Source organism: Enterobacter cloacae complex sp. 397G4 (assembly GCF_050031515.1).
Lineage (GTDB): Bacteria > Pseudomonadota > Gammaproteobacteria > Enterobacterales > Enterobacteriaceae > Enterobacter > Enterobacter hormaechei_C.
On the sequence record NZ_JBLGWE010000001.1, the window covers coordinates 3,609,707 to 3,632,556 of the forward strand.

General features: G+C 53.4%; 28 protein-coding genes, 1 other RNA gene and 1 other annotated feature. Of the genes, 15 read left to right on the plus strand and 14 right to left on the minus strand.

Features of this window, described 5'->3' with window-relative positions; translation table 11 throughout:
• Positions 1 to 126 precede the first annotated feature (126 nt).
• From bamD to pheA, 4 genes are all read left to right on the plus strand, one after another.
• Positions 127 to 864: an outer membrane protein assembly factor BamD gene (gene bamD / locus ACQG1Y_RS17325; RefSeq protein WP_003863164.1), complete on the plus strand. Its 738-nt coding sequence runs from the start codon at positions 127 to 129 to the stop codon at positions 862 to 864.
• A 267-nt stretch (positions 865 to 1,131) separates the two neighbouring features.
• A complete protein-coding gene (raiA, locus tag ACQG1Y_RS17330) occupies positions 1,132 to 1,473 on the plus strand; it encodes a ribosome-associated translation inhibitor RaiA (RefSeq protein WP_003863162.1) in 342 nt (113 codons plus the stop codon).
• Positions 1,474 to 1,576: 103 nt separating this feature from the next.
• Positions 1,577 to 1,702: a sequence feature (Phe leader region), on the plus strand.
• Positions 1,578 to 1,625, plus strand: a complete 48-nt coding sequence (pheL, locus tag ACQG1Y_RS17335) for a pheA operon leader peptide PheL (RefSeq protein WP_100229775.1) — start codon at positions 1,578 to 1,580, stop codon at positions 1,623 to 1,625. It overlaps the preceding feature by 48 nt.
• A 30-nt stretch (positions 1,703 to 1,732) precedes the next feature.
• Positions 1,733 to 2,893, plus strand: a complete 1,161-nt coding sequence (pheA, locus tag ACQG1Y_RS17340; RefSeq protein ID WP_047734688.1) for a bifunctional chorismate mutase/prephenate dehydratase — start codon at positions 1,733 to 1,735, stop codon at positions 2,891 to 2,893.
• Here pheA and ACQG1Y_RS17345 read toward each other — a convergent pair.
• From ACQG1Y_RS17345 to aroF, 3 genes are read right to left on the minus strand one after another with little or no spacing between them, the layout of a single operon-like run.
• Positions 2,890 to 3,762 carry an SMP-30/gluconolactonase/LRE family protein gene (locus ACQG1Y_RS17345; RefSeq protein ID WP_047062397.1) on the minus strand — a complete coding sequence of 291 codons (873 nt, stop codon included), beginning with the start codon at positions 3,760 to 3,762 and terminating at the stop codon, positions 2,890 to 2,892. The genes pheA and ACQG1Y_RS17345 overlap by 4 nt on opposite strands.
• Positions 3,763 to 3,822: 60 nt before the next feature.
• The gene (tyrA, locus tag ACQG1Y_RS17350; RefSeq protein ID WP_006811631.1) at positions 3,823 to 4,944 is read right to left on the minus strand and encodes a bifunctional chorismate mutase/prephenate dehydrogenase; all 1,122 of its coding nucleotides are present in this window, start codon (positions 4,942 to 4,944) and stop codon (positions 3,823 to 3,825) included.
• 10 nt (positions 4,945 to 4,954) lie between these two features.
• Positions 4,955 to 6,025 carry a 3-deoxy-7-phosphoheptulonate synthase AroF gene (aroF, locus tag ACQG1Y_RS17355; RefSeq protein WP_006811632.1) on the minus strand — a complete coding sequence of 357 codons (1,071 nt, stop codon included), beginning with the start codon at positions 6,023 to 6,025 and terminating at the stop codon, positions 4,955 to 4,957.
• 212 nt (positions 6,026 to 6,237) lie between these two features.
• On the opposite strand from aroF, the gene ACQG1Y_RS17360 reads away from it, so the two are divergent.
• The 4 genes from ACQG1Y_RS17360 to ACQG1Y_RS17375 all read left to right on the plus strand — a co-directional run bounded on the left by ACQG1Y_RS17360 (position 6,238) and on the right by ACQG1Y_RS17375 (position 9,013).
• On the plus strand, positions 6,238 to 6,612 hold the full coding sequence (locus tag ACQG1Y_RS17360; protein WP_032669369.1) for a DUF2799 domain-containing protein: 375 nt from the start codon (positions 6,238 to 6,240) through the stop codon (positions 6,610 to 6,612).
• 153 nt (positions 6,613 to 6,765) lie between these two features.
• The gene (locus tag ACQG1Y_RS17365; RefSeq protein ID WP_015571570.1) at positions 6,766 to 7,302 is read left to right on the plus strand and encodes a YfiR family protein; all 537 of its coding nucleotides are present in this window, start codon (positions 6,766 to 6,768) and stop codon (positions 7,300 to 7,302) included.
• Entirely contained in the window at positions 7,295 to 8,515 is a 1,221-nt protein-coding gene (dgcN, locus tag ACQG1Y_RS17370; protein ID WP_047734687.1) for a diguanylate cyclase DgcN, read from the plus strand. The genes ACQG1Y_RS17365 and dgcN overlap by 8 nt, the downstream gene beginning before the upstream one ends.
• A gap of 12 nt (positions 8,516 to 8,527) precedes the next feature.
• Complete coding sequence (locus ACQG1Y_RS17375) at positions 8,528 to 9,013, plus strand: OmpA family protein (RefSeq protein WP_426736879.1); 486 nt, start codon at positions 8,528 to 8,530, stop codon at positions 9,011 to 9,013.
• A gap of 2 nt (positions 9,014 to 9,015) precedes the next feature.
• Here the strand turns inward: ACQG1Y_RS17375 and ACQG1Y_RS17380 are convergent, their stop codons facing one another.
• The 7 genes from ACQG1Y_RS17380 to ffh form a co-directional block, all read right to left on the minus strand.
• Entirely contained in the window at positions 9,016 to 10,386 is a 1,371-nt protein-coding gene (locus ACQG1Y_RS17380; RefSeq protein WP_039270043.1) for a PepSY-associated TM helix domain-containing protein, read from the minus strand.
• A 38-nt stretch (positions 10,387 to 10,424) separates the two neighbouring features.
• Positions 10,425 to 10,829 (minus strand): DUF2946 domain-containing protein, encoded by a 405-nt coding sequence (locus tag ACQG1Y_RS17385; RefSeq protein WP_017382958.1) that lies wholly within the window; start codon positions 10,827 to 10,829, stop codon positions 10,425 to 10,427.
• Positions 10,830 to 10,961: 132 nt separating this feature from the next.
• Positions 10,962 to 11,309, minus strand: a complete 348-nt coding sequence (rplS, locus tag ACQG1Y_RS17390) for a 50S ribosomal protein L19 (protein ID WP_002914145.1) — start codon at positions 11,307 to 11,309, stop codon at positions 10,962 to 10,964.
• A 43-nt stretch (positions 11,310 to 11,352) separates the two neighbouring features.
• Positions 11,353 to 12,120, minus strand: coding sequence for a tRNA (guanosine(37)-N1)-methyltransferase TrmD (trmD, locus tag ACQG1Y_RS17395; RefSeq protein ID WP_014832949.1), 768 nt, complete (start codon positions 12,118 to 12,120; stop codon positions 11,353 to 11,355).
• Between the two features lie 31 nt (positions 12,121 to 12,151).
• Positions 12,152 to 12,691, minus strand: a complete 540-nt coding sequence (gene rimM, locus ACQG1Y_RS17400; protein ID WP_032609925.1) for a ribosome maturation factor RimM — start codon at positions 12,689 to 12,691, stop codon at positions 12,152 to 12,154.
• Between the two features lie 15 nt (positions 12,692 to 12,706).
• Positions 12,707 to 12,955, minus strand: a complete 249-nt coding sequence (gene rpsP, locus ACQG1Y_RS17405; protein WP_003863133.1) for a 30S ribosomal protein S16 — start codon at positions 12,953 to 12,955, stop codon at positions 12,707 to 12,709.
• Between the two features lie 116 nt (positions 12,956 to 13,071).
• Positions 13,072 to 14,433 (minus strand): signal recognition particle protein, encoded by a 1,362-nt coding sequence (gene ffh, locus ACQG1Y_RS17410; protein ID WP_003863132.1) that lies wholly within the window; start codon positions 14,431 to 14,433, stop codon positions 13,072 to 13,074.
• Positions 14,434 to 14,599: 166 nt separating this feature from the next.
• Between ffh and ACQG1Y_RS17415 the strand changes: the two genes are divergently transcribed.
• Positions 14,600 to 15,391: a cytochrome C assembly family protein gene (locus ACQG1Y_RS17415; RefSeq protein ID WP_014832951.1), complete on the plus strand. Its 792-nt coding sequence runs from the start codon at positions 14,600 to 14,602 to the stop codon at positions 15,389 to 15,391.
• 19 nt (positions 15,392 to 15,410) lie between these two features.
• On the plus strand, positions 15,411 to 16,697 hold the full coding sequence (locus ACQG1Y_RS17420) for an HlyC/CorC family transporter (protein ID WP_026094274.1): 1,287 nt from the start codon (positions 15,411 to 15,413) through the stop codon (positions 16,695 to 16,697).
• A gap of 51 nt (positions 16,698 to 16,748) precedes the next feature.
• Here the strand turns inward: ACQG1Y_RS17420 and grpE are convergent, their stop codons facing one another.
• Positions 16,749 to 17,342 (minus strand): nucleotide exchange factor GrpE, encoded by a 594-nt coding sequence (gene grpE / locus ACQG1Y_RS17425; protein WP_003863126.1) that lies wholly within the window; start codon positions 17,340 to 17,342, stop codon positions 16,749 to 16,751.
• A gap of 122 nt (positions 17,343 to 17,464) precedes the next feature.
• Here grpE and nadK point away from each other — a divergent pair, with 122 nt between their 5' ends.
• From nadK to bamE, 3 genes are all read left to right on the plus strand, one after another.
• Positions 17,465 to 18,343, plus strand: a complete 879-nt coding sequence (nadK, locus tag ACQG1Y_RS17430; RefSeq protein ID WP_368740903.1) for an NAD(+) kinase — start codon at positions 17,465 to 17,467, stop codon at positions 18,341 to 18,343.
• 85 nt (positions 18,344 to 18,428) lie between these two features.
• Entirely contained in the window at positions 18,429 to 20,090 is a 1,662-nt protein-coding gene (gene recN, locus ACQG1Y_RS17435; RefSeq protein WP_015571579.1) for a DNA repair protein RecN, read from the plus strand.
• A gap of 138 nt (positions 20,091 to 20,228) precedes the next feature.
• Positions 20,229 to 20,567, plus strand: coding sequence for an outer membrane protein assembly factor BamE (gene bamE, locus ACQG1Y_RS17440; protein ID WP_003863121.1), 339 nt, complete (start codon positions 20,229 to 20,231; stop codon positions 20,565 to 20,567).
• Positions 20,568 to 20,675: 108 nt separating this feature from the next.
• Here bamE and ACQG1Y_RS17445 read toward each other — a convergent pair whose 3' ends face one another.
• Complete coding sequence (locus ACQG1Y_RS17445; RefSeq protein WP_045340478.1) at positions 20,676 to 20,963, minus strand: RnfH family protein; 288 nt, start codon at positions 20,961 to 20,963, stop codon at positions 20,676 to 20,678.
• The gene (locus ACQG1Y_RS17450; RefSeq protein WP_003863117.1) at positions 20,953 to 21,390 is read right to left on the minus strand and encodes a type II toxin-antitoxin system RatA family toxin; all 438 of its coding nucleotides are present in this window, start codon (positions 21,388 to 21,390) and stop codon (positions 20,953 to 20,955) included. The genes ACQG1Y_RS17445 and ACQG1Y_RS17450 overlap by 11 nt, the downstream gene beginning before the upstream one ends.
• Before the next feature lie 156 nt (positions 21,391 to 21,546).
• Here ACQG1Y_RS17450 and smpB point away from each other — a divergent pair, with 156 nt between their 5' ends.
• Both smpB and ssrA read left to right on the plus strand, forming a co-directional pair.
• Positions 21,547 to 22,029 carry an SsrA-binding protein SmpB gene (gene smpB, locus ACQG1Y_RS17455; RefSeq protein ID WP_003863115.1) on the plus strand — a complete coding sequence of 161 codons (483 nt, stop codon included), beginning with the start codon at positions 21,547 to 21,549 and terminating at the stop codon, positions 22,027 to 22,029.
• Between the two features lie 89 nt (positions 22,030 to 22,118).
• Positions 22,119 to 22,482, plus strand: a transfer-messenger RNA (tmRNA) gene (ssrA, locus tag ACQG1Y_RS17460).
• A 115-nt stretch (positions 22,483 to 22,597) separates the two neighbouring features.
• On the opposite strand, the gene ACQG1Y_RS17465 is transcribed toward ssrA, so the two are convergent.
• Positions 22,598 to 22,816: an ogr/Delta-like zinc finger family protein gene (locus tag ACQG1Y_RS17465; RefSeq protein ID WP_045334934.1), complete on the minus strand. Its 219-nt coding sequence runs from the start codon at positions 22,814 to 22,816 to the stop codon at positions 22,598 to 22,600.
• Positions 22,817 to 22,850: the final 34 nt, after the last annotated feature.

The following is a 22,850-nucleotide window of genomic DNA, read 5'->3' on the forward strand; positions in this document are numbered from 1 at the left end:
GCTTCTTCGTTTAACGTTGGGTTTTACGGCTTTGCCGTTTAATATAGTGTGCTATTGTAGCTGGTCTTAATCGGGAGCAGGAACTGAGTTTCTCCCGGACAAACATTTGAGGAAAGTCAAAACGTCATGACGCGCATGAAATATCTGGTGGCAGCGGCCACGTTGAGCCTGGCTTTGGTGGGCTGCTCCGGTTCGAATGAACAGGTCCCTGACAATCCGCCGAATGAAATCTATGCGACTGCACAACAAAAGTTGCAGGACGGTAACTGGAAACAGGCGATAACGCAACTGGAAGCGTTGGATAATCGCTATCCGTTTGGCCCGTATTCGCAGCAGGTACAGTTAGATCTTATCTACGCCTACTACAAAAATGCCGATCTGCCGCTGGCTCAGGCAACCATCGATCGTTTCATGCGTCTGAACCCTACCCATCCTAACATCGATTACGTGATGTACATGCGCGGCCTGACTAACATGGCGCTGGATGATAGTGCATTGCAGGGCTTCTTCGGGGTGGATCGTTCCGACCGTGACCCGCAACATGCGCGTGATGCTTTCAATGACTTCTCCAAACTGGTGCGTAGCTACCCGAACAGCCAGTACATTACCGATGCCACTAAGCGTCTGGTATTCCTGAAAGATCGTCTGGCGAAATATGAGTACTCCGTTGCGGAATACTACACCCGCCGTGGCGCATGGGTTGCCGTGGTTAACCGTGTAGAAGGCATGCTGCGTGATTATCCGGATACCCAGGCCACGCGTGATGGCCTGAAGCTGATGGAAAATGCGTATCGCCAGATGCAGATGACGGCTCAGGCTGACAAAGTGGCGAAAATCATCGCCGCGAACAGCAGCAACACCTGATACCGCTACAACGCATAACGGCAGCCCGCGGGCTGCCGTTTTTTTATTCTTTCACACTTACGCTGAAGCGGTTTAGCTTCAACACATCCATTCAACTATGACCGCAATTGTTGGCTTCGACAAGGTAAATCTCACCTCTTCCTGCCCTGCCTCACAAAAAAGATTCCCTGACAAAAACCGACAAAATAACGTGATCTAAATCACACATTTTGACATTAGGTCGGGTATGCTGGAATCACCAAGACGGAAAGACAAGAGGTAAAATTTATGACAATGAACATTACCAGTAAACAAATGGAAATTACTCCGGCAATCCGCCAGCACGTCGCAGACCGTCTCGCCAAACTGGATAAATGGCAAACACATTTGATTAATCCACATATCATCCTGTCCAAGGAGCCGCAGGGTTTCATCGCTGATGCAACTATCAATACTCCAAACGGCCATCTGGTCGCCAGCGCAAAACACGAGGATATGTACACCGCAATTAACGATTTGATCAACAAGCTGGAACGGCAGCTCAATAAAGTGCAACACAAAGGTGAAGCACGTCGCGCCGCAACCTCGGTGAAAGACGCCAGCTTCGCGGAAGAAGTTGAAGAAGAGTAATCCTCTAAAATTGAGTGTACCGACAACGCGCCTTCGGGCGCGTTTTTTATTGACAGGATCAAAACAGTGCAGGTACTTTAACCTATCAATTTCAGGATGACCTTATGAAACAGACGCCGTTTTTCTTCGCATTCTTTTTTACCTTCCCCTGACCGGGAGGCGTTTCGTCGTGTGATAAAGAATGCGAAGACGAACAACAAGGCCTCCCACACCGGGAGGCCTTTTTTATTGATAACGATAAAATGAGACAGACAACACTATGACACCGGAAAACCCGCTCCTGGATTTACGCGTAAAAATCAGTGCACTCGACGAAAAATTACTGGCCCTGCTGGCAGAACGCCGCGCGCTCGCCGTTGAAGTGGGCAAAGCCAAGCTCGAGTCCCATCGGCCGGTGCGCGATATCGATCGCGAACGTGATTTACTGGAACGGTTGATTCAACTCGGCAAAGCGCATCATCTGGATGCGCACTACATCACCCGCCTGTTCCAGCTCATCATCGAAGACTCCGTTCTGACGCAACAAGCCCTGCTCCAGCAGCATCTGAACAAAACCAACCCGCACTCTGCTCGTATCGCTTTCCTCGGCCCGAAAGGGTCCTATTCTCACCTGGCAGCTCGCCAGTACGCAGCCCGCCATTTCGAAGAGTTTATTGAGAGCGGCTGCGCGAAATTTGCAGACATTTTCAACCAGGTCGAAACCGGCCAGGCAGATTACGCCGTGGTGCCTATTGAGAACACCAGTTCCGGCGCCATCAACGATGTTTACGATCTGCTCCAGCACACCAGCCTGTCGTTAGTCGGCGAGTTGACTATCCCTATCGATCACTGTGTGCTGGTCTCTGGCTCAACCGATCTGAGTCAGATTAAAACGGTGTACAGCCACCCGCAGCCGTTCCAGCAGTGCAGCCAGTTCCTGAACCGTTATCCGCACTGGAAAATTGAATACACCGAAAGCACCTCGGCGGCGATGGAAAAAGTGGCGCAGGCAAACTCTTCTGCCGTCGCGGCTCTCGGTAGCGAAGCGGGCGGCGCGCTGTATGGCTTACAGGTGCTGGAACGCAATCTGGCCAACCAGACGCAGAATATCACCCGTTTCGTGGTTCTGGCCCGCAAGGCCATCAACGTGTCGGACCAGGTCCCGGCGAAAACCACCCTGCTGATGGCGACCGGCCAGCAGGCGGGTGCGCTGGTTGAAGCGCTGCTGGTGCTGCGTAATCACAACCTGATCATGACGAAGCTGGAATCCCGCCCAATACATGGCAACCCGTGGGAAGAAATGTTTTATCTCGACGTTCAGGCCAACCTGGAGTCTGCGTCCATGCAGAAAGCCCTGCGCGAACTGGGCGAGATCACACGCTCCATGAAAGTGCTGGGCTGCTATCCGAGCGAAAACGTGGTCCCGGTCGATCCGGCTTAACGTTCGATAAAGCGGCTTTTCTTCATCCCTGCCACATTTACAGGCAGGGTGAAGATGGCACCGGAAAGCGGATATTTCGCCAGCTCCTCCGCCTCCATATTTTCCCGCGTGGTGGTGATAAACAGCGTTTTCATATCGTCGCCGCCAAAGCAGACCATTGTCGGGCAGCGTACCGGCAGCCGATACTCTTCCAGCTGTTCGCCTTGCGGTGAAAACCGTGCGATACGCCAGCCGTCAAACAGTGCGCTCCAGTAGCAGCCTTCCTCGTCCATTGCCGCTCCGTCGGGCATACCTTCTCCCTCGCTAAACCGGCGAAACTCTTCGCGCTTACCGGGTTCCCCCTGCTCATCAAGCGGCGTACGGTAGATCACACCGTTCGGCGTATCAGAAGTAAACATCCATCGTTTGTCAGGACTAAACGCTAAACCGTTATGCCCGTGAATATCGCACTGGATCACTTTCGGCGTCAGGTCGTTGTCAATACGCATCAGCATGGCGCCGTTATAATCTCCCGGCCCCCAGAAGGTGCCCGCATAAAACCGTCCCTGATGATCGGTACCGCCATCGTTAAAGCGTGCAAGCTGCGGGTTGGATGGGTTATCGCAAACTTTACGCTGTAGCAGGCCGTGCTTATCGGTCAGCCAGATGGCGTTTCGCATCGCGACGATAAATCCGCCGCGTTCACGCAGGGCAAAACACCCAACTTCTTCATGGAATGAGAGCACCGAGTGTTCCGCGGTGGGCAGATGGTACCGATGGATCTCCCCTTCCAGGATATCCGCCCAGTAGAGCGCCTTCTCTTCTGCACTCCACGTCGGGCATTCGGGCAGATGCCCGGTATAGTTCAACAGCAGCTGCGGTTCAGCCATGACAGTTCCCCAAAATGAAAAAAGCCAGCAATGCTGGCTTTCAGTATATACATCATCGCATTACTGGCGACTGTCATTTGCCTGGCGCAACAGCGTGCGGCTTTCACTCTGGAATCGCGTGGCGTAATCACCGAACCAGTGCTCCACTTTACGGAAACTGTCGATAAAGGCTTGTTTATCGCCGTGTTCCAGCAAGGTGATCGCTTCGCCAAAACGCTGATAATAGCGCTTGATCAGCGCCAGATTATTTTCAGACGACATGATGATGTCGGCGTAAAGCTGCGGATCCTGGGCAAACAGTCGCCCGACCATCGCCAGCTCCAGACGATAGATTGGCGAGGAAAGCGCCAGCAATTGTTCAAGCTGAACGTTCTCTTCCGCCAGGTGCAGCCCATAGGCGAAGGTTGCAAAGTGGCGCAGCGCCTGAATAAACGCCATGTTCTGGTCATGCTCTACCGCGCTAATGCGGTGCAAACGTGCTCCCCAGACCTGGATCTGTTCCAGGAACCACTGGTAGGCTTCCGGCTGCCGTCCGTCACAGTAAACCACTACCTGCTTCGCCAGGCTTCCGCTGTCCGGGCCAAACATCGGGTGTAACCCAAGCACGGGGCCAGTGTGCGCCGCCAGCATTGCCTGTAGCGGACCATTTTTAACGGAGGCCAGGTCCACCAGTATGCAATCTTCCGGCAGCGGAGGAAGTTTCGCGATTATTTGCTCCGTCACATGGATCGGCACGCTGACGATAACCATTCCGGCGTCTTTCATCAGCTCCGGCGCGTGCGACCAGTCCTCTTTCTCCAGAATACGCACCTGATAGCCAGAAAGCGTCAGCATTTTCTCAAACAGACGCCCCATCTGCCCGCCACCACCGACGATAACCACCGGGCGCAGCGACGGACAGAGGGTTTTGAAGCCCTTGTCGTTTTCGCTGGAATAAGACTCGCGCATCACGCGACGCAGGACGTCCTCAATCAAATCAGGTGATACGCCCAGGGCCTGCGCCTCTTTACGGCGGGAGGCGAGCATAGAGGCCTCACGCTCCGGAACGTAAATCGGCAGTCCGTATTTACTTTTAACCTCGCCGACCTCAGCAACCAGTGCCATGCGGCGCGCCAGAAGATCCAGCAACGCCTTATCCACTTCATCAATTTGATCGCGTAATGCGGTCAATTCAGCAACCATAACTACCCTCTTATGCCAGACGCGTCGCCAGCTGGCCGTTCAAATCTTTGTGGATCTCACGCAGCAGCGCATCGGTGGTTTCCCAGCTAATGCAGGCATCGGTGACCGAGACGCCGGGCTTCATCGCGCTACGCGGCTGTTCCGATGACTGATTGCCTTCATGAATATTACTTTCAATCATCAGGCCGATAATTGAACGGTTGCCATCTTTAATCTGAGCAATCACAGATTCTGCAACCGCAGGCTGGCGACGGTAATCTTTATTCGAATTACCATGACTGCAATCTACCATCAGCGCCGGACGCAGTCCCGCCTGTTCCATCTCTTTTTCACACTGCGCGACATCCGCCGGGCTGTAGTTTGGCGCTTTACCACCGCGAAGGATCACATGCCCGTCCGGGTTGCCCTGCGTTTGCAGCAGGCATACCTGGCCCGCCTGGTTGATCCCGACAAAACGATGGGGCATGGCGGCGGCGCGCATGGCGTTAATCGCCGTCGCCAGGCTGCCGTCGGTACCGTTTTTAAAACCAACCGGCATAGACAGGCCAGACGCCATCTCGCGGTGGGTTTGTGACTCGGTGGTGCGCGCCCCAATCGCAGACCAGCTGAAGAGATCGCCCAGGTACTGCGGGCTGTTCGGATCCAGCGCTTCGGTAGCCAGCGGCAGCCCCATGCTCACCAGTTCCACCAGCAGGCGACGCGCAATTTTCAGTCCTGCTTCCACATCAAACGAGCCATCCATGTGCGGATCGTTGATCAACCCTTTCCAGCCAACGGTCGTACGTGGCTTCTCAAAATAGACGCGCATCACCAGATAGAGGCTATCGCTGACCTCCTCCGCTAATGCTTTAAATCGACGAGCGTACTCAATGGCGGTTTCAGGATCGTGAATAGAGCAAGGACCACATACCACCAGCAGGCGCGGATCGCGGCCAGCGATAATGTCAGAAATGGTCTGGCGCGAGTGCTCAATCTGAGCTTCCTGCGCGACGCTCAGCGGGAATTCCGCCTTCAGTTGATCCGGGGTGATTAACACCTGTTCGTCAGTGATATGTACGTTGTTCAGCGCGTCTTTTTGCATGATTGCGATCCTGTCAAACTCGTTTGCGATAGTGGTTTTCCTCGAAGAGGTGACACAACGATATCACATTAAGTAAAGATTTCAATCCAAAATACGTACACATTACTTTACATCAACCCTTTAATTGCAAAAGTCATGACCTAAATTCGTAAAGTTAAAATTACACACGCACGCCTGTAAGTCAGGCTATGCTCACAAAAAGGAGAATAGCCATGCGTTCAATTATTTTTATGTTGTTGTCGCTGATTTTGTCGGGTTGCCAGATCAATCCTTATACTTTTCAGCCTGACTGGACCAGCCCGGACTGGTTCACGGCCGGTAAAGAAGACGCTATGAATGGTGTTCCGGTTAAAGATAACCAGGCTCTGGCCGATAGTTTTAATGACCCTCAGGTTGATCGAGCGGAATATCTTCGTGGCTACGCTGACGGACAGAAAAAAATATGCGAAGAGGGCTTTATTCACGCCTGGGGATTAGCGGGCAAATCATTTCCTGCCAGCTGCGATGCAACTGAAAATGCAGTAAAACTGCATGAATCCTGGCAACAAGGATTGGATGAAAGTATGCGTTCCAGCAGGCTTAATTGAGCCTGCCTTAATTCCTCTGAATATAGCTCACTGTAAGATTTAGCTTAGGTCAAAACAGGGATATTTCTGACATAATGACGGCTTTGATAAACAATGGTATTCTGCCGACAATTCTTAAGGACATCTATTTCCGGGGCGGTTTGGCGGATTCTGATGAGAAATGCAATCTTGATCGCTTTGCTCCGACTCCCCCTGGTGCTAATACTGTTCATTTTAGTAGCCCCTGCAACGGCAGGCTCGTTCACGGAAACGGATAAATCAGTACGTTCGATTGTTTCTGGCATTGTGAGCTACACCCGATGGCCAGCACTGTCCGGCCAGCCTAAGCTCTGTATTTATGCCTCTTCCCATTACAGACAGGCGCTCAGCAGTGAAGATGAACACAACCCGTTGCCCTATAGTCCTGTCATTGTGCATAGCGATCGGGAAGCACTCGCAGCAAGGTGTGATGCCCTCTATTTCGGGAGCGAGTCGCCGGCAAAACAACAGGAAATAATAAATCAATATCAGGGCCAGGCGTTGCTATTAATGTCAGAACAAAATCCTGAATGCGTTATTGGCAGCGCATTTTGTCTGATAATAGAGCACAACCTCGTCAGGTTTTCCGTAAATCTGGATGCGCTGGCGCGCAGTGGCGTAAGAGTCAATCCGGATGTATTAATGCTCGCACGGAATAAGAAGCATGAATAAGGAAGTCGCACCAACACCGCGTCCGACGTTTAAAAGAACGTTGCGACGAATCAGCATGATAAGCGTCATTATAACGATGACGTTTATATGGTTGCTGCTGTGTTTCGCTTCCGTGGTGACATTAAAGCAATACGCGCAAAAAAACCTCGAACTTACCGGCGCCACCATGAGCCACAGCCTTGAAGCCTCTCTGGTGTTCAACGATGCCGTGGCGGCAAATGAAACGCTGGCGACCCTCGGCAAGCAGGGGCAGTTCGCCGTGGCGGAAGTGCTTAACGCACATCATAAACGGTTTGCCTGGTGGTCATGGAACCCGGCGGATAATACCGACACGCTGGGCGCGCTGGTCAACCGGTGGTTGTTCCCTGTTCCTGTCGCACAGCCCATCATACATAATGGCAATGTGATTGGCGAAATTCGTCTGACCGCGCGAGACAGCCTGATTAGCCACTTTATCTGGCTCTCATTTGCGGTCCTCACCGGCTGCATTCTTTTTGCCTCTGCCGTCGCATTGACCATCACCCGCTCGCTACATCATGGCATGGTTGCTGAAATGCAAAACATCACTGACGTTGTGCATGACGTTCGCACTAACCGCAACTTCTCTCGCCGGGTAACGGAAGGCCGCATTGAAGAGTTCCACCAGTTTGGTGAAGACTTCAACAGCCTGCTGGATGAAATGGAAGAGTGGCAGCTCAAGCTACAGGCGAAAAACGCTCAACTGTTGCGTACCGCCATGCACGATCCGCTCACGGGGCTTGCAAACCGCGCCGCGTTTCGCAACAACATTGCGGCATTAATGAACGACGCTTCAGCAAAAACCAATTCTGCCCTGCTCTTCCTGGACGGTGATAACTTCAAGGTTATCAATGACACCTGGGGTCATGCCGCGGGTGACTGCGTACTGATCGAAGCCGCCAAAAGGATGGTCGAGTTTGGCGAAAAACGTCATCAGTCTTACCGTCTTGGCGGCGATGAATTTGCCATGATCCTTTACGGCGTCCACACCGCACGTGAGGTCGAATTTATTTGCGCTGCGCTGTCGCAGCAATTTATCCGTCCGTTTGATCTGCATAACGGGCACACAGCATCAATGTCCCTCAGCATTGGCTTTGCTCTGGCGTGGGAAAATGCCTCCGTTGAAGCATTACTGGAGCAAGCCGATCGCAATATGTATCTGGTCAAAAACCAGCGTTCGAAAACAATATCCTGAAAGGAAGACGATATGTTAAAGCGATACTTTGCGCCGTTAATACTGGCATCACTGGTAATGTCCGGATGCCAGTCATCCCCTGAAGGGAAATTCACGCCAGAGCAAATTGCGGCCATGAAATCCTACGGCTTTAACGAACTGAATGGCGACTGGTCTCTGGGCCTGTCGGATAAGATCCTGTTTGATAAAAATGACGCCAGGCTGCGCCCGGAAAGTGAAACGCAGATCCAGACTATGGCCTCACGCCTGGCGGCAACCGGTCTGAACCACGCCAGGATGGATGGCCATACGGATAACTATGGCGAAGAGAGCTACAACGAAGCGCTTTCGTTAAAACGTGCCAATGTTGTGGCGGATGCCTGGGCGAAGGGCGCGAATATCCCGCGCAGCAATCTCACTACGCGGGGCTTAGGCAAAAAATACCCTGTCAACAGCAACCGCACTGCGCAGGGGCGCGCTGAAAACCGCCGGGTTGCGGTAGTCATCAGCACGCCTTAAGGCTATTTAACGGATGTTCCGGCGAGCGACACGCCTGAAACCGCTCGCCAGCGCAGCCAGTCAATCACAATAAAGACCGCCAGACTGACGCCCATTACCGGCAACGCCAGCCCCAGCAGGAGGCTTATCAGGAACGTCACTCCCCTTCCCCACAGCGGCAATGCCAGCCAGCTTTGACAGAGCGTCTGTACCGGGTTCGCGGCTGACGTTGCAGGGCGACGCATCCACCACATCCGGTATCCCCAGATAATTAACACACACAGCGCAACGCCAAACGCGATGAGCAGCAGCTGATTTGCCAGACCAAACAGGATCCCCATGTGGAAATCCACGCCCCAGCGGGTGAGTTTAGCCATCAGCGGGAAATCCCCGAAGCGAGTGCTGTCCAGCACCTTCAGTGAGTGGGGATCCACGGCAACGGCATCAACCTGCGTTGGCCAGCGGCGATCGATTTCCGTCACCGTCCAGGCCTGGTCGACCCTGCTTGCCGGACGGATCTCAACGTTGTTCGCATCAATCCCTGACTGGCGGGCGACCTGCAATACGTTGTCAAAAAGCGACAGTTTGACTGGCATTTCAGGCATCGTCATTCCCCCGTGATGACCACGATGTTCGGCGTGTTCATCCCTCATTTCCGGCGCACCGGAAAGGGTGGTGTTTACCTGCGGCGTCAGCCAGTTCATCTCTGCACGCAGCTTATCGACGTTGCCACCGGCCCATTGTGACCAGGTTAACCCGGTGACTGAGAACAGCAGCATTCCCGCCAGTAACGTCCAGCCTAAGATCACATGCAGGCGACGACGATTCTGGAAACGATTGTTAATACGGCGCTTCGGTCGGGTGTAGAACCACAGCGCGATCCCGCCCAGGGCAGCAACCCACATCCACGAGGCGGCTAACTCGCTATAGAGGCGCCCGATGTTGCCCAGCATCAGCGAGGTATGCAGATAATCGATAGTCTGACGCAGCGGTAAAATCCCGCTGGTGCCGTACACGGTCATATCCCCTCGAATCTCAAGGCTGGTGGGATCAATAAAAATAGCCCGATGCTCGGAGGGACCCAGCGCCGGGTCGGCAAACATCACGCGGGTCGTTTCGCCCCCTTCCAGCCCCGGACGTACAGCATGTAAACGCAGCGCTGAACCCACGGCCTTTTCCGCCACGGCAATTTGTTCAGCAAGAGGCTGCGCCTCACCCACGGCATCCGTGTGGAGTGCATGATGGTACAGCGCCTTTTCAAGCTGCGGCGTGGCGACATACAGCGTTCCGGTCAGCGCTGCGAAGAAGATAAACGGACCGACAAACAGCCCGATATAGAAATGGAGGCGACGCAGCAGGTTTCCCCATGCCGCGCGCGGAGTGCAGGTAGTCATACTTTTCCTTTTTAAGGCAAAAAGTGAGTGATTTTGTTTTAAAGGGAGAAAGCAGACCGACGCGGCGGCGCGCGGGTATCGGGGTAAAGCCAGGGGAAAAAGTGCCAGTGGCTGACCGCCTGACGAGGCGGTTTCACGCGCAGCCGCTGCAACACCACGCTGAGCAGAACGATAAGCGCCAGCATCACGCCCGGCACATGCGCTAACAGCACGCAGTAGCCGCATGCTTCCGCATGGTCAACTGGCATGGAATGCGGCATATCACCATGATGCTCGTCCATCGACATCATGCTCATGTCGTGGTGCATGCCCGGCATGGCGCTCATGGGATCTTTTTGCAGCGAGACGGAGATCAGCGGCGCCACGACGATCAGCAGGATCGCAAACAGCGCGGTCAATGCCGCTGCGCGTTTCCAGCTATGCTGATGCAGTACGTTATCCACTTACCCTCCACCCAAGAGGCGAACATTGTAAATGATTTATGACGGAAGGGTTAACGCGAGAGGTGCGATGGGATAAAAAAAGGGCCAGCCTTTCGGCCAGCCCTTTCTAACAGGATGTCGCTTAAGCGAATCTTAGTTCAGACGCTCTTTAATACGAGCAGACTTACCAGTACGCTCACGCAGGTAGTACAGTTTAGCTTTACGTACAGCACCACGACGTTTAACAGCAATGCTGTCAACTACCGGAGAGTGAGTCTGGAAGACACGCTCAACGCCTTCGCCGTTGGAAATTTTACGAACAGTGAATGCAGAGTGCAGACCGCGGTTACGAATAGCGATAACCACGCCCTCGAATGCCTGCAGACGTTTTTTGGAACCTTCAACAACCCATACTTTCACTTCCACGGTGTCACCTGGACGGAAGGAAGGTACGTCCTGCTTCATCTGCTCTTGTTCAAGTTGCTTAATAATGTTGCTCATAATTTAATCTCTTATCCTGGGTAAACTGATATTCGGGAGCGTATTACGCATTCCCATCATGTTCATGCTGCTGGTGCGCGTGTTCAGTTTTGAACTCGGCCAGCAACTTTGCTTGCTCTTCAGTCAGAGCCAGGTTTTCCAGAAGTTCAGGTCTTCTAAGCCAGGTTCGGCCCAGCGACTGCTTCAAACGCCAGCGACGTATCTCGGCATGGTTTCCAGACAGTAATACTGCCGGGACTTCCATCCCTTCTAACACTTCAGGACGAGTATAGTGTGGACAGTCCAGCAATCCATCGGCAAACGAATCTTCTGTCGCCGAAGCTTCATGGCCCAGTACACCCGGAATGAACCGGGCAACGGAGTCAATCAGCGTCATTGCTGGTAACTCACCACCGCTGAGAACGTAATCGCCGATAGACCATTCTTCGTCAATCTCGGTTTGAATTACGCGCTCATCTATCCCTTCGTAGCGACCGCAGACCAGAATCAGCTTTTGATTCGTCGCCAGTTCGCTCACGCCCGCTTGATCAAGCTTGCGTCCCTGAGGTGACAGATAAATCACCTTCGCGCCTTCACCTGCCGCGGCTTTTGCTGTGTGAATGGCGTCCCGTAAGGGTTGCACCATCATCAACATCCCCGGTCCGCCGCCGTAAGGACGATCGTCCACGGTACGGTGCCGGTCGTGCGTGAAGTCACGAGGACTCCAGCTCTGGATGCTCAGCAGGCCATTCTTTACTGCCCGGCCAGTTACCCCGTAATCGGTAATCGCGCGGAACATTTCAGGAAACAGGCTAATTATGCCAATCCACATAGCGCCGTCTTTTACCGTTTATCCGGAGAATTTAAAAACCAGGATCCCAATCTACTTCAATGGTTTGAGTAGTGAGATCGACTTTCTTGATAACCTGTCCATCGAGGAACGGAACCAACCGCTCCTTGATGCCAAATGCATCTTTCAGGTTTGCCTTAATGACGAGAACGTCATTTGACCCGGTTTCCATCATGTCGATGACTTTCCCCAGGCTGTAGCCTTCAGTGGTCACTACCTGGCAACCCATAAGGTCTTTCCAGTAGTAGTCACCCTCTTCCAGCTGTGGCAACTGCGACGAATCCACGACAATTTCACAATTAGTCAGCGCATTCGCGGCATCACGATCGTCAATGCCTTTCAGCTTGATGATGATGTCCTGATTGTGGTGACGCCAGCTTTCCAGCTCGACCTCTTCCCACTTACCGCCTTTCTGGATAAACCAGGGCTGGTAATTAAAAATGCTATCAGCGTCTTCAGTGGAGGAAAACACTCTGAGCCAACCACGGATACCGTAGCAAGAACCCATTTTTCCCAATACGATCGGTTCAACAGGTGCTTTATTGCTCATCATGACCACCGTGACAGATTAAGCTGCTTTGTTTGCTGCTTTGATCAGCGTAGCAACGCGATCGGAAACAGTAGCGCCCTGGCCAACCCAGTGAGCGATACGATCCAGATCCAGACGGGTTTCTTCTTCTGCGCCAGCGGCCAGTGGGTTGAAGAAACCAACGCGCTCGATGAAGCGACCGTTGCGTGCATTACGGCTGTCAGTCACAACAACCTGGTAGAACGGACGCTTTTTAGCGCCGTGACGAGCTAAACGAATAGTTACCATAACATCCTCTTGTGTGAATAAAACAACCGGGCCCCATCGAGGAACGGAGCCCGGGTGTCATATTAAAAGCCCGAAAATTTTACTCATTTTCGGGCAAAAAGCAATCTCAAAAGCGATTAACGCCCAGGAAAACCGGGAGGCATCATGCCTTTCATGCCGCGCATCATCTTCGCCATGCCGCCTTTCTTCATTTTCTTCATCATGCGCTGCATGTCGTCGAACTGTTTCAGAAGGCGGTTAACGTCCTGCACCTGCATGCCGCAACCGGCTGCGATACGGCGTTTACGGGAACCTTTGATGATTTCTGGCTTCGCGCGCTCTTTCAGCGTCATCGAGTTGATGATGGCCTCCATACGCACCAGCACTTTGTCATCCATCTGGGATTTGACGTTGTCCGGGATCTGGCCCATGCCTGGCAGTTTGCCCATCAGGCTTGCCATGCCGCCCATGTTTTTCATCTGACGCAGCTGCTCAAGGAAGTCGGTCAGATCGAAACCGTCGCCCTTTTTCAGCTTGCTGGCGAGTTTTTCCGCCTGCGCGCGGTCAACCTTGCTTTCAATATCTTCGATCAGCGACAGCACGTCGCCCATGCCGAGGATACGGGAGGCAATACGATCCGGATGGAACGGCTCCAGCGCTTCGGTTTTCTCGCCCACGCCGAGGAACTTGATTGGCTTACCGGTGATATGACGAATAGAGAGCGCCGCACCGCCGCGGGCATCGCCGTCGACTTTGGTCAGCACCACGCCGGTTAACGGCAGGGCTTCGTTAAACGCTTTCGCGGTGTTTGCCGCATCCTGACCGGTCATGGCGTCAACAACAAACAGGGTCTCTACCGGATTGATAGAGGCATGCACCTGCTTGATTTCGTCCATCATCGCTTCGTCAACGTGCAGACGACCGGCGGTATCCACCAGCAGCACGTCGTAGAATTTCAGCTTCGCCTCTTTCAGCGCCGCGTTAACGATATCGACAGGCTTCTGCGCCACGTCGGACGGGAAGAAGTCTACGCCAACCTGCTCGGCCAGCGTTTCCAGCTGTTTGATCGCCGCCGGGCGATACACGTCCGCCGACACCACCAGCACCTTTTTCTTGTGCTTTTCGCGCAGGAATTTCCCCAGCTTACCAACGCTGGTGGTTTTACCCGCACCTTGCAGACCCGCCATCAGCACGACGGCCGGCGGCTGAGCCGCCAGGTTAAGCACCTGGTTCTCTTCACCCATCGCCGAAACCAGTTCGTTACGGACGATTTTGACGAACTCCTGACCCGGAGTCAGGCTCTTGTTCACTTCATGGCCAACCGCTTTCTCTTTCACGCGGTTGATAAAATCACGCACGACCGGCAACGCGACGTCTGCTTCCAGCAGCGCCATGCGCACTTCGCGCAGCGTTTCCTTGATGTTCTCTTCGGTGAGGCGTCCACGGCCGCTGATGTTGCGCAGCGTGCGCGACAAACGATCGGTTAAATTATCAAACATTGTCTCTCGCCTGGGGTAGAAACGTTAGGTCGCCTGGGCGACACATACACAGAATTTTGCCGGAGTATAACATGAAGGCGCCTTTGTTGTTATGCAACGGTTGGAGCAGGCGTCACGTAACGTTATACTGCTTCTCTTTCTTATTAAGACAACTGTCGACGCCTATATGCCTGTTTTCGCACTGATCGCCCTTGTTGCCTACTCTGTCAGCCTCGCGCTGATCATTCCTGGCCTGCTGCAAAAAAACAGCGGCTGGCGGCGCATGGCTATTCTTTCGGCAGTGATCGCACTGATTAGCCACGCGTTTGCGCTGGAATCACGCATCATTCCCGGCGACGGCAGCGTGCAGAATCTGAGCGTACTGAACGTCGGCTCGCTGGTCAGCCTGATGATCTGTACGGTCATGACCATTGTCGCGTCTAAAAACCGTGGCTGGCTGCTGCTGCCGATAGTCTACGCCTTTGCGCTGATCAACCTGGCGTTAGCCACGTTCATGCCCAATGAGTTTATTACTCACCTGGAAGCCACGCCGGGGATGCTGGTGCATATTGGCCTGTCGCTGTTCTCCTACGCGACGCTGATCATCGCCGCCCTTTACGCCATGCAACTCGCCTGGATTGACTACCAGCTGAAAAATAAAAAGCTGGCGTTTAACCACGAAATGCCGCCGCTGATGGTGATTGAGCGTAAGATGTTCCACATCACCCAGGTCGGTGTGGTTCTGCTGACGCTGACGCTGTGCACGGGCTTGTTTTATATGAAGAACCTGTTCAGCGTGGAGAATATCGATAAAGCGGTCCTCTCCATCATCGCGTGGTTTGTCTATATTGTCCTGTTATGGGGCCATTATCATGAAGGCTGGCGCGGTCGTCGCGTGGTCTGGTTCAACGTAGCGGGTGCGGGCATTCTCACGCTTGCCTATTTTGGTAGCCGCTTCATACAGCAATTTGCTGGCTAAGTAACAAAAGGAGTTCCCCCTGGAACACATCTCTACCACCACGCTGATCGTCATTCTGGTCATCATGGTGGTCATCTCCGCTTATTTCTCTGGCTCTGAAACCGGCATGATGACGCTGAACCGCTACCGGTTACGCCATCGCGCCAAGCAGGGTAACCGTGCCGCGCGTCGTGTCGAAAAGCTTCTGCGTAAGCCGGACCGGCTGATTAGCCTGGTGCTTATCGGTAACAACCTGGTCAATATTCTCGCTTCTGCGTTGGGCACCATCGTCGGGATGCGTCTGTACGGCAACGCAGGCGTGGCGATTGCCACAGGTGTGCTCACGTTTGTGGTGCTGGTGTTTGCGGAAGTGCTGCCCAAAACCATCGCCGCGCTTTACCCGGAAAAAGTCGCCTACCCGAGCAGCTTTCTGTTAGCACCGTTGCTTATTCTGATGATGCCGCTGGTCTGGCTGCTGAATATGGTGACACGGGTGCTGATGCGCATGGTGGGTATAAAGGCAGACGTCACCATTAGTAGCGCGCTCAGCAAAGACGAACTGCGTACCATCGTGAATGAATCCCGCTCGCAGATCTCCCGCCGCAATCAGGACATGCTCCTGTCGGTGCTGGATCTGGAAAAGGTCAGCGTTGACGACATCATGGTGCCGCGCAATGAAATCGTCGGGATTGATATCAACGACGACTGGAAGGCCATTGTCCGCCAGCTGACACACTCCCCGCACGGGCGTATCGTCCTCTATCGCGATTCCCTCGACGATGCCATCAGCATGCTGCGCGTGCGCGAGGCCTATCGTCTGATGACTGAGAAAAACGAGTTCACCAAAGAGGTAATGCTGCGCGCCGCCGACGAAATTTACTACGTGCCGGAAGGCACCCCACTCAGCACGCAGCTGGTGAAGTTCCAGCGAAACAAGAAGAAAGTCGGCCTGGTGGTGGATGAATACGGCGATATACAGGGGCTGGTGACGGTCGAAGATATTCTGGAAGAGATTGTCGGGGACTTTACCACGTCAATGTCGCCTTCCCTTGCGGAAGAAGTCACCCCGCAAAACGACGGGTCAGTGCTTATCGACGGCAGCGCCAACATTCGTGAAATCAATAAAGCGTTCAACTGGCATTTGCCGGAAGACGAAGCGCGGACGATGAACGGAATGATCCTGGAAGCGCTGGAAGAGATCCCGGCGGCAGGCACGCGCGTGCGCATTGAACAGTATGATATTGATATTCTGGACGTTCAGGACAACATGATTAAGCAGGTGAAGGTCCTGCCCGTTAAACCTTTACGCGAAAGTATCGCCGAATAAAATGTAGGCCGGGTAAGGCGAACGCCGCCACCCGGCACTACAGGCAGCACGTTATGCTTTCGCTTTCGCCACGGTCACCATCGCAGCGCGAATAGTACGACCGTTCAGGGTATACCCTTTCTGCATCACGCCCAGCACGTTACCCGCGGCAACGTCTTCGGATTCCACCATCGCAATGGCCTGGTGAACGTTTGGATCCAGCGGTACATCCGTATCGGCAATCACTTCAACACCGAACTTACGCACCACATCCAGCATGGATTTCAGCGTCAGCTCAATGCCTTCAATCATCGCCGCGTTATCCGGGTTAGCTTTATCCGCCACTTCCAGCGCGCGATCCAGGCTGTCGATCACCGGAAGCAGTTCGTTGACGAATTTCTCCAGCGCAAATTTGTGCGCCTTTTCAACGTCCAGCTCGGTACGACGGCGCAGGTTTTCCATTTCCGCTTTGATACGCAGTACGCCATCGCGTTCGCGATTCTGCGCTTCTACCAACTGAGCTTCCAGGTTGGCAATTTTTTCATCGCGCGGGTCCACCTGCTCAGCAGACGTGTCTGGCTCTACTGCCTCAACTTCATCGTGCTGTTCCGTGATAATTTCTTCAGGGGCTTGCCCCTCAGGCGTTTTCTGTTCTTTACTACTCATGAATTTCTCCGCGTTTTTCTGCATTCATCTCGCTAACTTCGCTTATTATGGGGATCAGTTTCCTGGATTCAAGGGAACAAGGCAGATTGTCATCATTCATCAGGCACAAGGACCTCCAGAAAATGAATAATCATTTCAGGTGTATTGGGATCGTCGGCCATCCGCGTCACCCTACCGCATTGACGACACATGAAATGTTGTATCGCTGGCTGTGTGGTAAAGGCTATGAAGTGATGGTCGAGCAGCAGATCGCCCAGGAGTTGCAGCTTAAAAGCGTCAGAACCGGCACGCTGGCGGAAATTGGCCAGCAGGCGGATCTCGCCGTGGTGGTCGGTGGCGACGGCAATATGCTGGGCGCGGCGCGAACGCTGGCTCGCTATGATATTAAGGTTATTGGTATTAACCGTGGCAATCTCGGTTTCCTGACCGACCTCGACCCGGACAATGCGCAGCAGCAGCTGGCGGACGTGCTGGAAGGCCACTATATCAGTGAAAAACGGTTTTTACTGGAAGCCCAGGTGTGTCAGCAGGACTGCCAGAAGCGCATCAGCACCGCCATTAACGAGGTGGTTCTCCATCCCGGTAAAGTGGCGCACATGATCGAGTTCGAAGTCTATATCGACGAAATCTTCGCTTTCTCGCAGCGTTCTGACGGGCTGATTATTTCAACCCCGACGGGGTCAACTGCCTACTCGCTTTCAGCCGGAGGCCCAATCCTGACGCCATCGCTGAATGCCATTACTCTGGTGCCGATGTTCCCGCATACGCTCTCGGCGCGTCCGCTGGTGATCAACGGCGACAGCACCATCCGCCTGCGTTTTTCCCATCGCCGTAACGACCTGGAGATCAGCTGCGACAGTCAGATTGCGCTCCCCATTCAGGAAGGTGAAGATGTCCTCATTCGCCGCTGCGATTACCATCTGAACCTGATTCACCCGAAAGATTACAGCTATTTCAACACATTAAGCTCCAAGCTCGGCTGGTCAAAAAAATTGTTCTGATTTTGCATCCAGCACTTTACTGTATATAAAACCAGTTTATACTGTATACAAACACAGTTATGGTTTTTCATACAGGAAAACAATTATGCTGGCACAACTGACCATCAGCAACTTTGCCATTGTTCGTGAGCTTGAGATCGACTTCCATAGCGGAATGACGGCGATTACCGGTGAAACCGGTGCAGGTAAATCCATTGCCATTGATGCCCTCGGCTTGTGCCTCGGCGGTCGTGCTGAGGGGGATATGGTGCGCACAGGCGCCGCCCGTGCCGATCTCTGCGCCCGCTTCTCGTTGAAAGACACACCTGCCGCCCTGCGCTGGCTGGAAGCGAACCAGCTCGAAGACGGACGTGAGTGTTTACTTCGCCGCGTCATCAGCAGCGATGGCCGCTCCCGCGGTTTTATCAATGGTACAGCGGTTCCCCTTTCCCAGCTTCGCGAGCTGGGCCAGCTGCTCATCCAGATCCATGGTCAGCATGCGCACCAGCAGTTAATCAAACCCGAACAACAGAAAGCCCTGCTTGATGGCTACGCAGGTGAGTACGCGCTTACTCAACTCATGGCGGAGCACTATCGTCAGTGGCATCAAAGCTGCCGCGAACTTGCGCAGCATCAGCAGCAAAGCCAGGAGCGTACCGCGCGCGCCGAGCTGCTGGAATATCAGCTGAAAGAGCTGAACGAATTTAACCCGCAGGCGGGTGAATTTGAGCAAATCGACGAAGAGTACAAGCGTCTGGCCAACAGCGGTCAGCTGCTTTCCACCAGCCAGACTGCCCTTAACATGCTGGCGGATGGCGAAGACGTGAATTTGCAGAGCCAGCTGTATAACGTGCGTCAGCTTGTGACCGAACTGACCGGCATGGACAATAAGCTTTCTGGCGTACTGGAAATGCTGGAAGAGGCCGCGATTCAGATTTCAGAAGCCGGGGATGAGCTGCGCCACTATTGTGAACGTCTGGATCTCGACCCGAACCGTCTGTTCGAACTTGAGCAACGCATCTCCCGTCAGATTTCACTGGCGCGTAAGCATCACGTAACCCCGGAAGAGCTGCCGAATTACTATCAGTCTCTGCTGGAGGAACAGCAGCAGCTGGACGATCAGGCCGATTCCCTTGAAACCTTGTCTCTGGCGGTCAATCTGCATCATCAGCAGGCGCTGGAAACGGCGAAACGGCTGCATGACGTGCGGCAACACTATGCGCTGGAGCTTAGCCAGCACATTACCGACAGCATGCATACGCTGGCGATGCCGCATGGGGTGTTCACCATAGATGTTCGCTTTGAAGAGAATCACCTGACGGCGGAAGGCGCAGACCGCGTAGAATTCCGCGTCACCACCAACCCGGGCCAGCCTTTGCAGGCGATTTCGAAAGTGGCTTCCGGCGGTGAACTGTCGCGTATCGCCCTGGCCATTCAGGTGATTACCGCCCGTAAAATGGAAACCCCGGCGTTGATTTTCGATGAAGTGGATGTGGGTATCAGCGGCCCGACCGCGGCCGTTGTCGGCAAACTGCTGCGTCAGTTAGGTGAATCGACGCAGGTCATGTGTGTGACTCACCTGCCGCAGGTCGCCGGTTGTGGTCATCACCACTTTATCGTCAGCAAGGAAACCGATGGCGAAATGACGGAAACGCACATGAAGCCGCTGGATAAACGCTCACGCTTGCAGGAGCTGGCACGCCTGCTCGGCGGCAGTGAAGTCACCCGCAATACGCTTGCGAATGCGAAAGAACTGCTGGCGGCATAAACTTTTTCGGGATCTCAGGGTCATACAGAACAACAAAAACGCCGCCAGACCGGTTTCAAAGTGGGGCAAGGTCTATTATCATCGGCATATTACATATGAGCCGCGTACTGCTCGGGCCCGAAAAGGAATCAAATCACTATGCGCTGTAAAACGCTGACCGCTGCCGCAGCGGTTCTTCTGATGTTGACCGCAGGCTGTTCCACTCTGGAGAAAGTGGTTTACCGTCCTGACATCAACCAGGGGAACTACCTTACCCCCAACGATGTGTCCAAAATCCGCGTGGGTATGACACAACAGCAGGTCGCTTATGCCCTGGGAACCCCGATGATGTCCGATCCGTTCGGCACAAACACCTGGTTCTATGTATTCCGCCAGCAGCCTGGTCATGAAGATGTGACCCAGCAAACCCTGACGCTGACCTTCAGCAGTGCCGGCGTGCTGACCAACATCGACAACAAGCCTGCCCTGACCAAATAATCAGGCGTCAGCAACGCAAAAAGGTGCTCATTGAGCACCTTTTTTGTATCTGAATTCTTACGCAGAATCGTAGTCCCGGTAAGCGAAGCGCCACCGGGGGAGAAAGCGTTACTTACCCGATTTCTCCGCTCGCTGACGGCGCAGCTCTTTCGGATCAGCAATCAGCGGGCGATAAATCTCAACCCGATCGCCATCCTTCAGCGCATCAGCAAGCTTAACCGGACGGCTATAAATGCCGACTTTATTCTTCGCCAGGTCAATATCACGGCGAAGTTCAAGGATGCCGGAGGCCCGGATAGCCGCCTCAACGGTGGCGCCCTCTTCAAGCGTCACGCGCTGCAAATACTGCTTCTCCGGCAGCGCATACACCACCTCAACAGCAATCTTATGCGACACTGTAAACCTCTTTGGCGCGCGTGGTGAACGCCTGAACCATATTCGAGGCCAGCTCTTTAAAGATACGGCCAAACGCCAGTTCGATCAGCTTATTGGTAAATTCAAAATCCAGATGAAACTCAATGCGGCAGGCGTCAGCGCTCAGCGGCGTAAACTTCCACCCCCCCATCAGTTTTTTAAACGGACCATCCACCAGATGCATCAAAATACTCTGATTGCTCGTCAGGGTATTGCGCGTGGTGAACGTTTTGCTGATCCCCGCTTTGGAGACATCCACGGCCGCAGTCATCTGCGTCGGGCCGGATTCCAGCACCCGGCTACCGGTGCATCCCGGAATAAATTCCGGATAGGACTGAACGTCGTTCACTAACTGATACATTTGTTCCGCGCTGTAAGGAACAAGCGCGGTACGGCTAATCTGAGGCATAGCATTTTCCATGGTCACACAACAGACAAATAATAACATTTATCACCTGTTAAAAAAACGCTAAGCCTTATCTCGTGCTAAGATAGCGCGTTAGACCTCACAGGACGCAATGAGGTGACTTTTTAAAATCAGATTACCGACGGCTTTACGACACTTATGACGAAGAAAAAAGCACATAAACCTGGTTCGGCGACCATTGCGCTTAACAAGCGTGCTCGCCACGAGTATTTCATCGAAGAAGAATTCGAGGCAGGCCTTGCGTTGCAGGGCTGGGAAGTAAAATCGCTGCGTGCCGGGAAAGCCAATATCGGCGACAGCTACGTGATCCTGAAAGACGGTGAGGCCTTCCTGTTCGGCGCGAACTTTACGCCGCTGACCGTCGCCTCTTCACATTACGTCTGCGATCCTACCCGCACCCGTAAGCTGCTGCTGAACAAGCGCGAACTGGAATCCCTCTACGGACGCATCAACCGCGAAGGCTTCACCGTGGTGGCGCTCTCTTTGTACTGGAAAAATGCCTGGTGCAAAGTGAAAATCGGCGTGGCGAAAGGTAAGAAACAGCACGACAAACGTACTGACCTGAAAGCACGCGAGTGGCAGCTCGACAAAGCACGTATCATGAAAAACGCAGGACGTTGATTCTGCGCACTTATTGTACTATTCAATAAGTTAGCGTTTCGGGCTGGTGTCGAGGAAGTAAAATCTGGTATACTGAGTTCAACACTATTGGGGCTGATTCTGGATTCGACGGGATTTGCGAAACCCAAGGTGCATGCCGAGGGGCGGTTTGCCTCGTTAAAAGCCGCAAAAAAATAGTCGCAAACGACGAAAACTACGCTTTAGCAGCTTAATAACCTGCTAAGAGCCCTCTCTCCCTAGCTTCCGCTCTTAAGACGGGGATCAAAGAGAGGTCAAACCCAAAAGAGATCGCGTGGAAACCCTGCCTGGGGTTGAAGCGTTAAAACTAATCAGGCTAGTTCGTTAGTGGCGTGTCTGTCCGCAGCTGGCGTGCGAATGTAAAGACAAACTAAGCATGTAGTACCGAGGATGTAGAAATTTCGGACGCGGGTTCAACTCCCGCCAGCTCCACCAAATAAAACAAGGGGTTACGTGAAAACGTAGCCCCTTTTTCTATTCTAATGGCGGCAAAATGGCGACAGGCTTTTGGACTGGCGACAAAAAAACCCGCTTTGAAAGCGGGTTCTTTTTAAAAATTCATGTGCCCTTGCCCATCCTTTCCCGGATGTGGGGGCGCAGAAGAAATCACATTAGGCTTTATGATATGCCTAACAAATGTTTCATGCGTGACAAAAGTACAACCGCAGTTGATATTTTGGCACTGGTTGTAACGTTCTTTGGTTGTTGCTGATACCTGAAAACTGCTTCTTGTATGGGCTGCCTGGCCGCACTCTGGACAATTCATCATTCCGGTTATCCCACCACTTTTGCCAAAATCACAA

Excerpts from the sequence above, each read along its gene's own strand:
- bamD (WP_003863164.1), top strand. The coding sequence starts at position 127 with ATGACGCGCATGAAATATCTGGTGGCAGCGGCCACGTTGAGCCTGGCT.
- raiA (WP_003863162.1), top strand. The coding sequence starts at position 1,132 with ATGACAATGAACATTACCAGTAAACAAATGGAAATTACTCCGGCAATC.
- pheA (WP_047734688.1), top strand. The coding sequence starts at position 1,733 with ATGACACCGGAAAACCCGCTCCTGGATTTACGCGTAAAAATCAGTGCA.
- ACQG1Y_RS17345 (WP_047062397.1), bottom strand. The coding sequence starts at position 3,762 with ATGGCTGAACCGCAGCTGCTGTTGAACTATACCGGGCATCTGCCCGAA.
- tyrA (WP_006811631.1), bottom strand. The coding sequence starts at position 4,944 with ATGGTTGCTGAATTGACCGCATTACGCGATCAAATTGATGAAGTGGAT.
- aroF (WP_006811632.1), bottom strand. The coding sequence starts at position 6,025 with ATGCAAAAAGACGCGCTGAACAACGTACATATCACTGACGAACAGGTG.
- ACQG1Y_RS17360 (WP_032669369.1), top strand. The coding sequence starts at position 6,238 with ATGCGTTCAATTATTTTTATGTTGTTGTCGCTGATTTTGTCGGGTTGC.
- ACQG1Y_RS17365 (WP_015571570.1), top strand. The coding sequence starts at position 6,766 with ATGAGAAATGCAATCTTGATCGCTTTGCTCCGACTCCCCCTGGTGCTA.
- dgcN (WP_047734687.1), top strand. The coding sequence starts at position 7,295 with ATGAATAAGGAAGTCGCACCAACACCGCGTCCGACGTTTAAAAGAACG.
- ACQG1Y_RS17375 (WP_426736879.1), top strand. The coding sequence starts at position 8,528 with ATGTTAAAGCGATACTTTGCGCCGTTAATACTGGCATCACTGGTAATG.
- ACQG1Y_RS17380 (WP_039270043.1), bottom strand. The coding sequence starts at position 10,386 with ATGACTACCTGCACTCCGCGCGCGGCATGGGGAAACCTGCTGCGTCGC.
- rplS (WP_002914145.1), bottom strand. The coding sequence starts at position 11,309 with ATGAGCAACATTATTAAGCAACTTGAACAAGAGCAGATGAAGCAGGAC.
- trmD (WP_014832949.1), bottom strand. The coding sequence starts at position 12,120 with ATGTGGATTGGCATAATTAGCCTGTTTCCTGAAATGTTCCGCGCGATT.
- rimM (WP_032609925.1), bottom strand. The coding sequence starts at position 12,691 with ATGATGAGCAATAAAGCACCTGTTGAACCGATCGTATTGGGAAAAATG.
- rpsP (WP_003863133.1), bottom strand. The coding sequence starts at position 12,955 with ATGGTAACTATTCGTTTAGCTCGTCACGGCGCTAAAAAGCGTCCGTTC.
- ffh (WP_003863132.1), bottom strand. The coding sequence starts at position 14,433 with ATGTTTGATAATTTAACCGATCGTTTGTCGCGCACGCTGCGCAACATC.
- ACQG1Y_RS17415 (WP_014832951.1), top strand. The coding sequence starts at position 14,600 with ATGCCTGTTTTCGCACTGATCGCCCTTGTTGCCTACTCTGTCAGCCTC.
- grpE (WP_003863126.1), bottom strand. The coding sequence starts at position 17,342 with ATGAGTAGTAAAGAACAGAAAACGCCTGAGGGGCAAGCCCCTGAAGAA.
- nadK (WP_368740903.1), top strand. The coding sequence starts at position 17,465 with ATGAATAATCATTTCAGGTGTATTGGGATCGTCGGCCATCCGCGTCAC.
- recN (WP_015571579.1), top strand. The coding sequence starts at position 18,429 with ATGCTGGCACAACTGACCATCAGCAACTTTGCCATTGTTCGTGAGCTT.
- bamE (WP_003863121.1), top strand. The coding sequence starts at position 20,229 with ATGCGCTGTAAAACGCTGACCGCTGCCGCAGCGGTTCTTCTGATGTTG.
- ACQG1Y_RS17450 (WP_003863117.1), bottom strand. The coding sequence starts at position 21,390 with ATGCCTCAGATTAGCCGTACCGCGCTTGTTCCTTACAGCGCGGAACAA.
- smpB (WP_003863115.1), top strand. The coding sequence starts at position 21,547 with ATGACGAAGAAAAAAGCACATAAACCTGGTTCGGCGACCATTGCGCTT.
- ACQG1Y_RS17465 (WP_045334934.1), bottom strand. The coding sequence starts at position 22,816 with ATGATGAATTGTCCAGAGTGCGGCCAGGCAGCCCATACAAGAAGCAGT.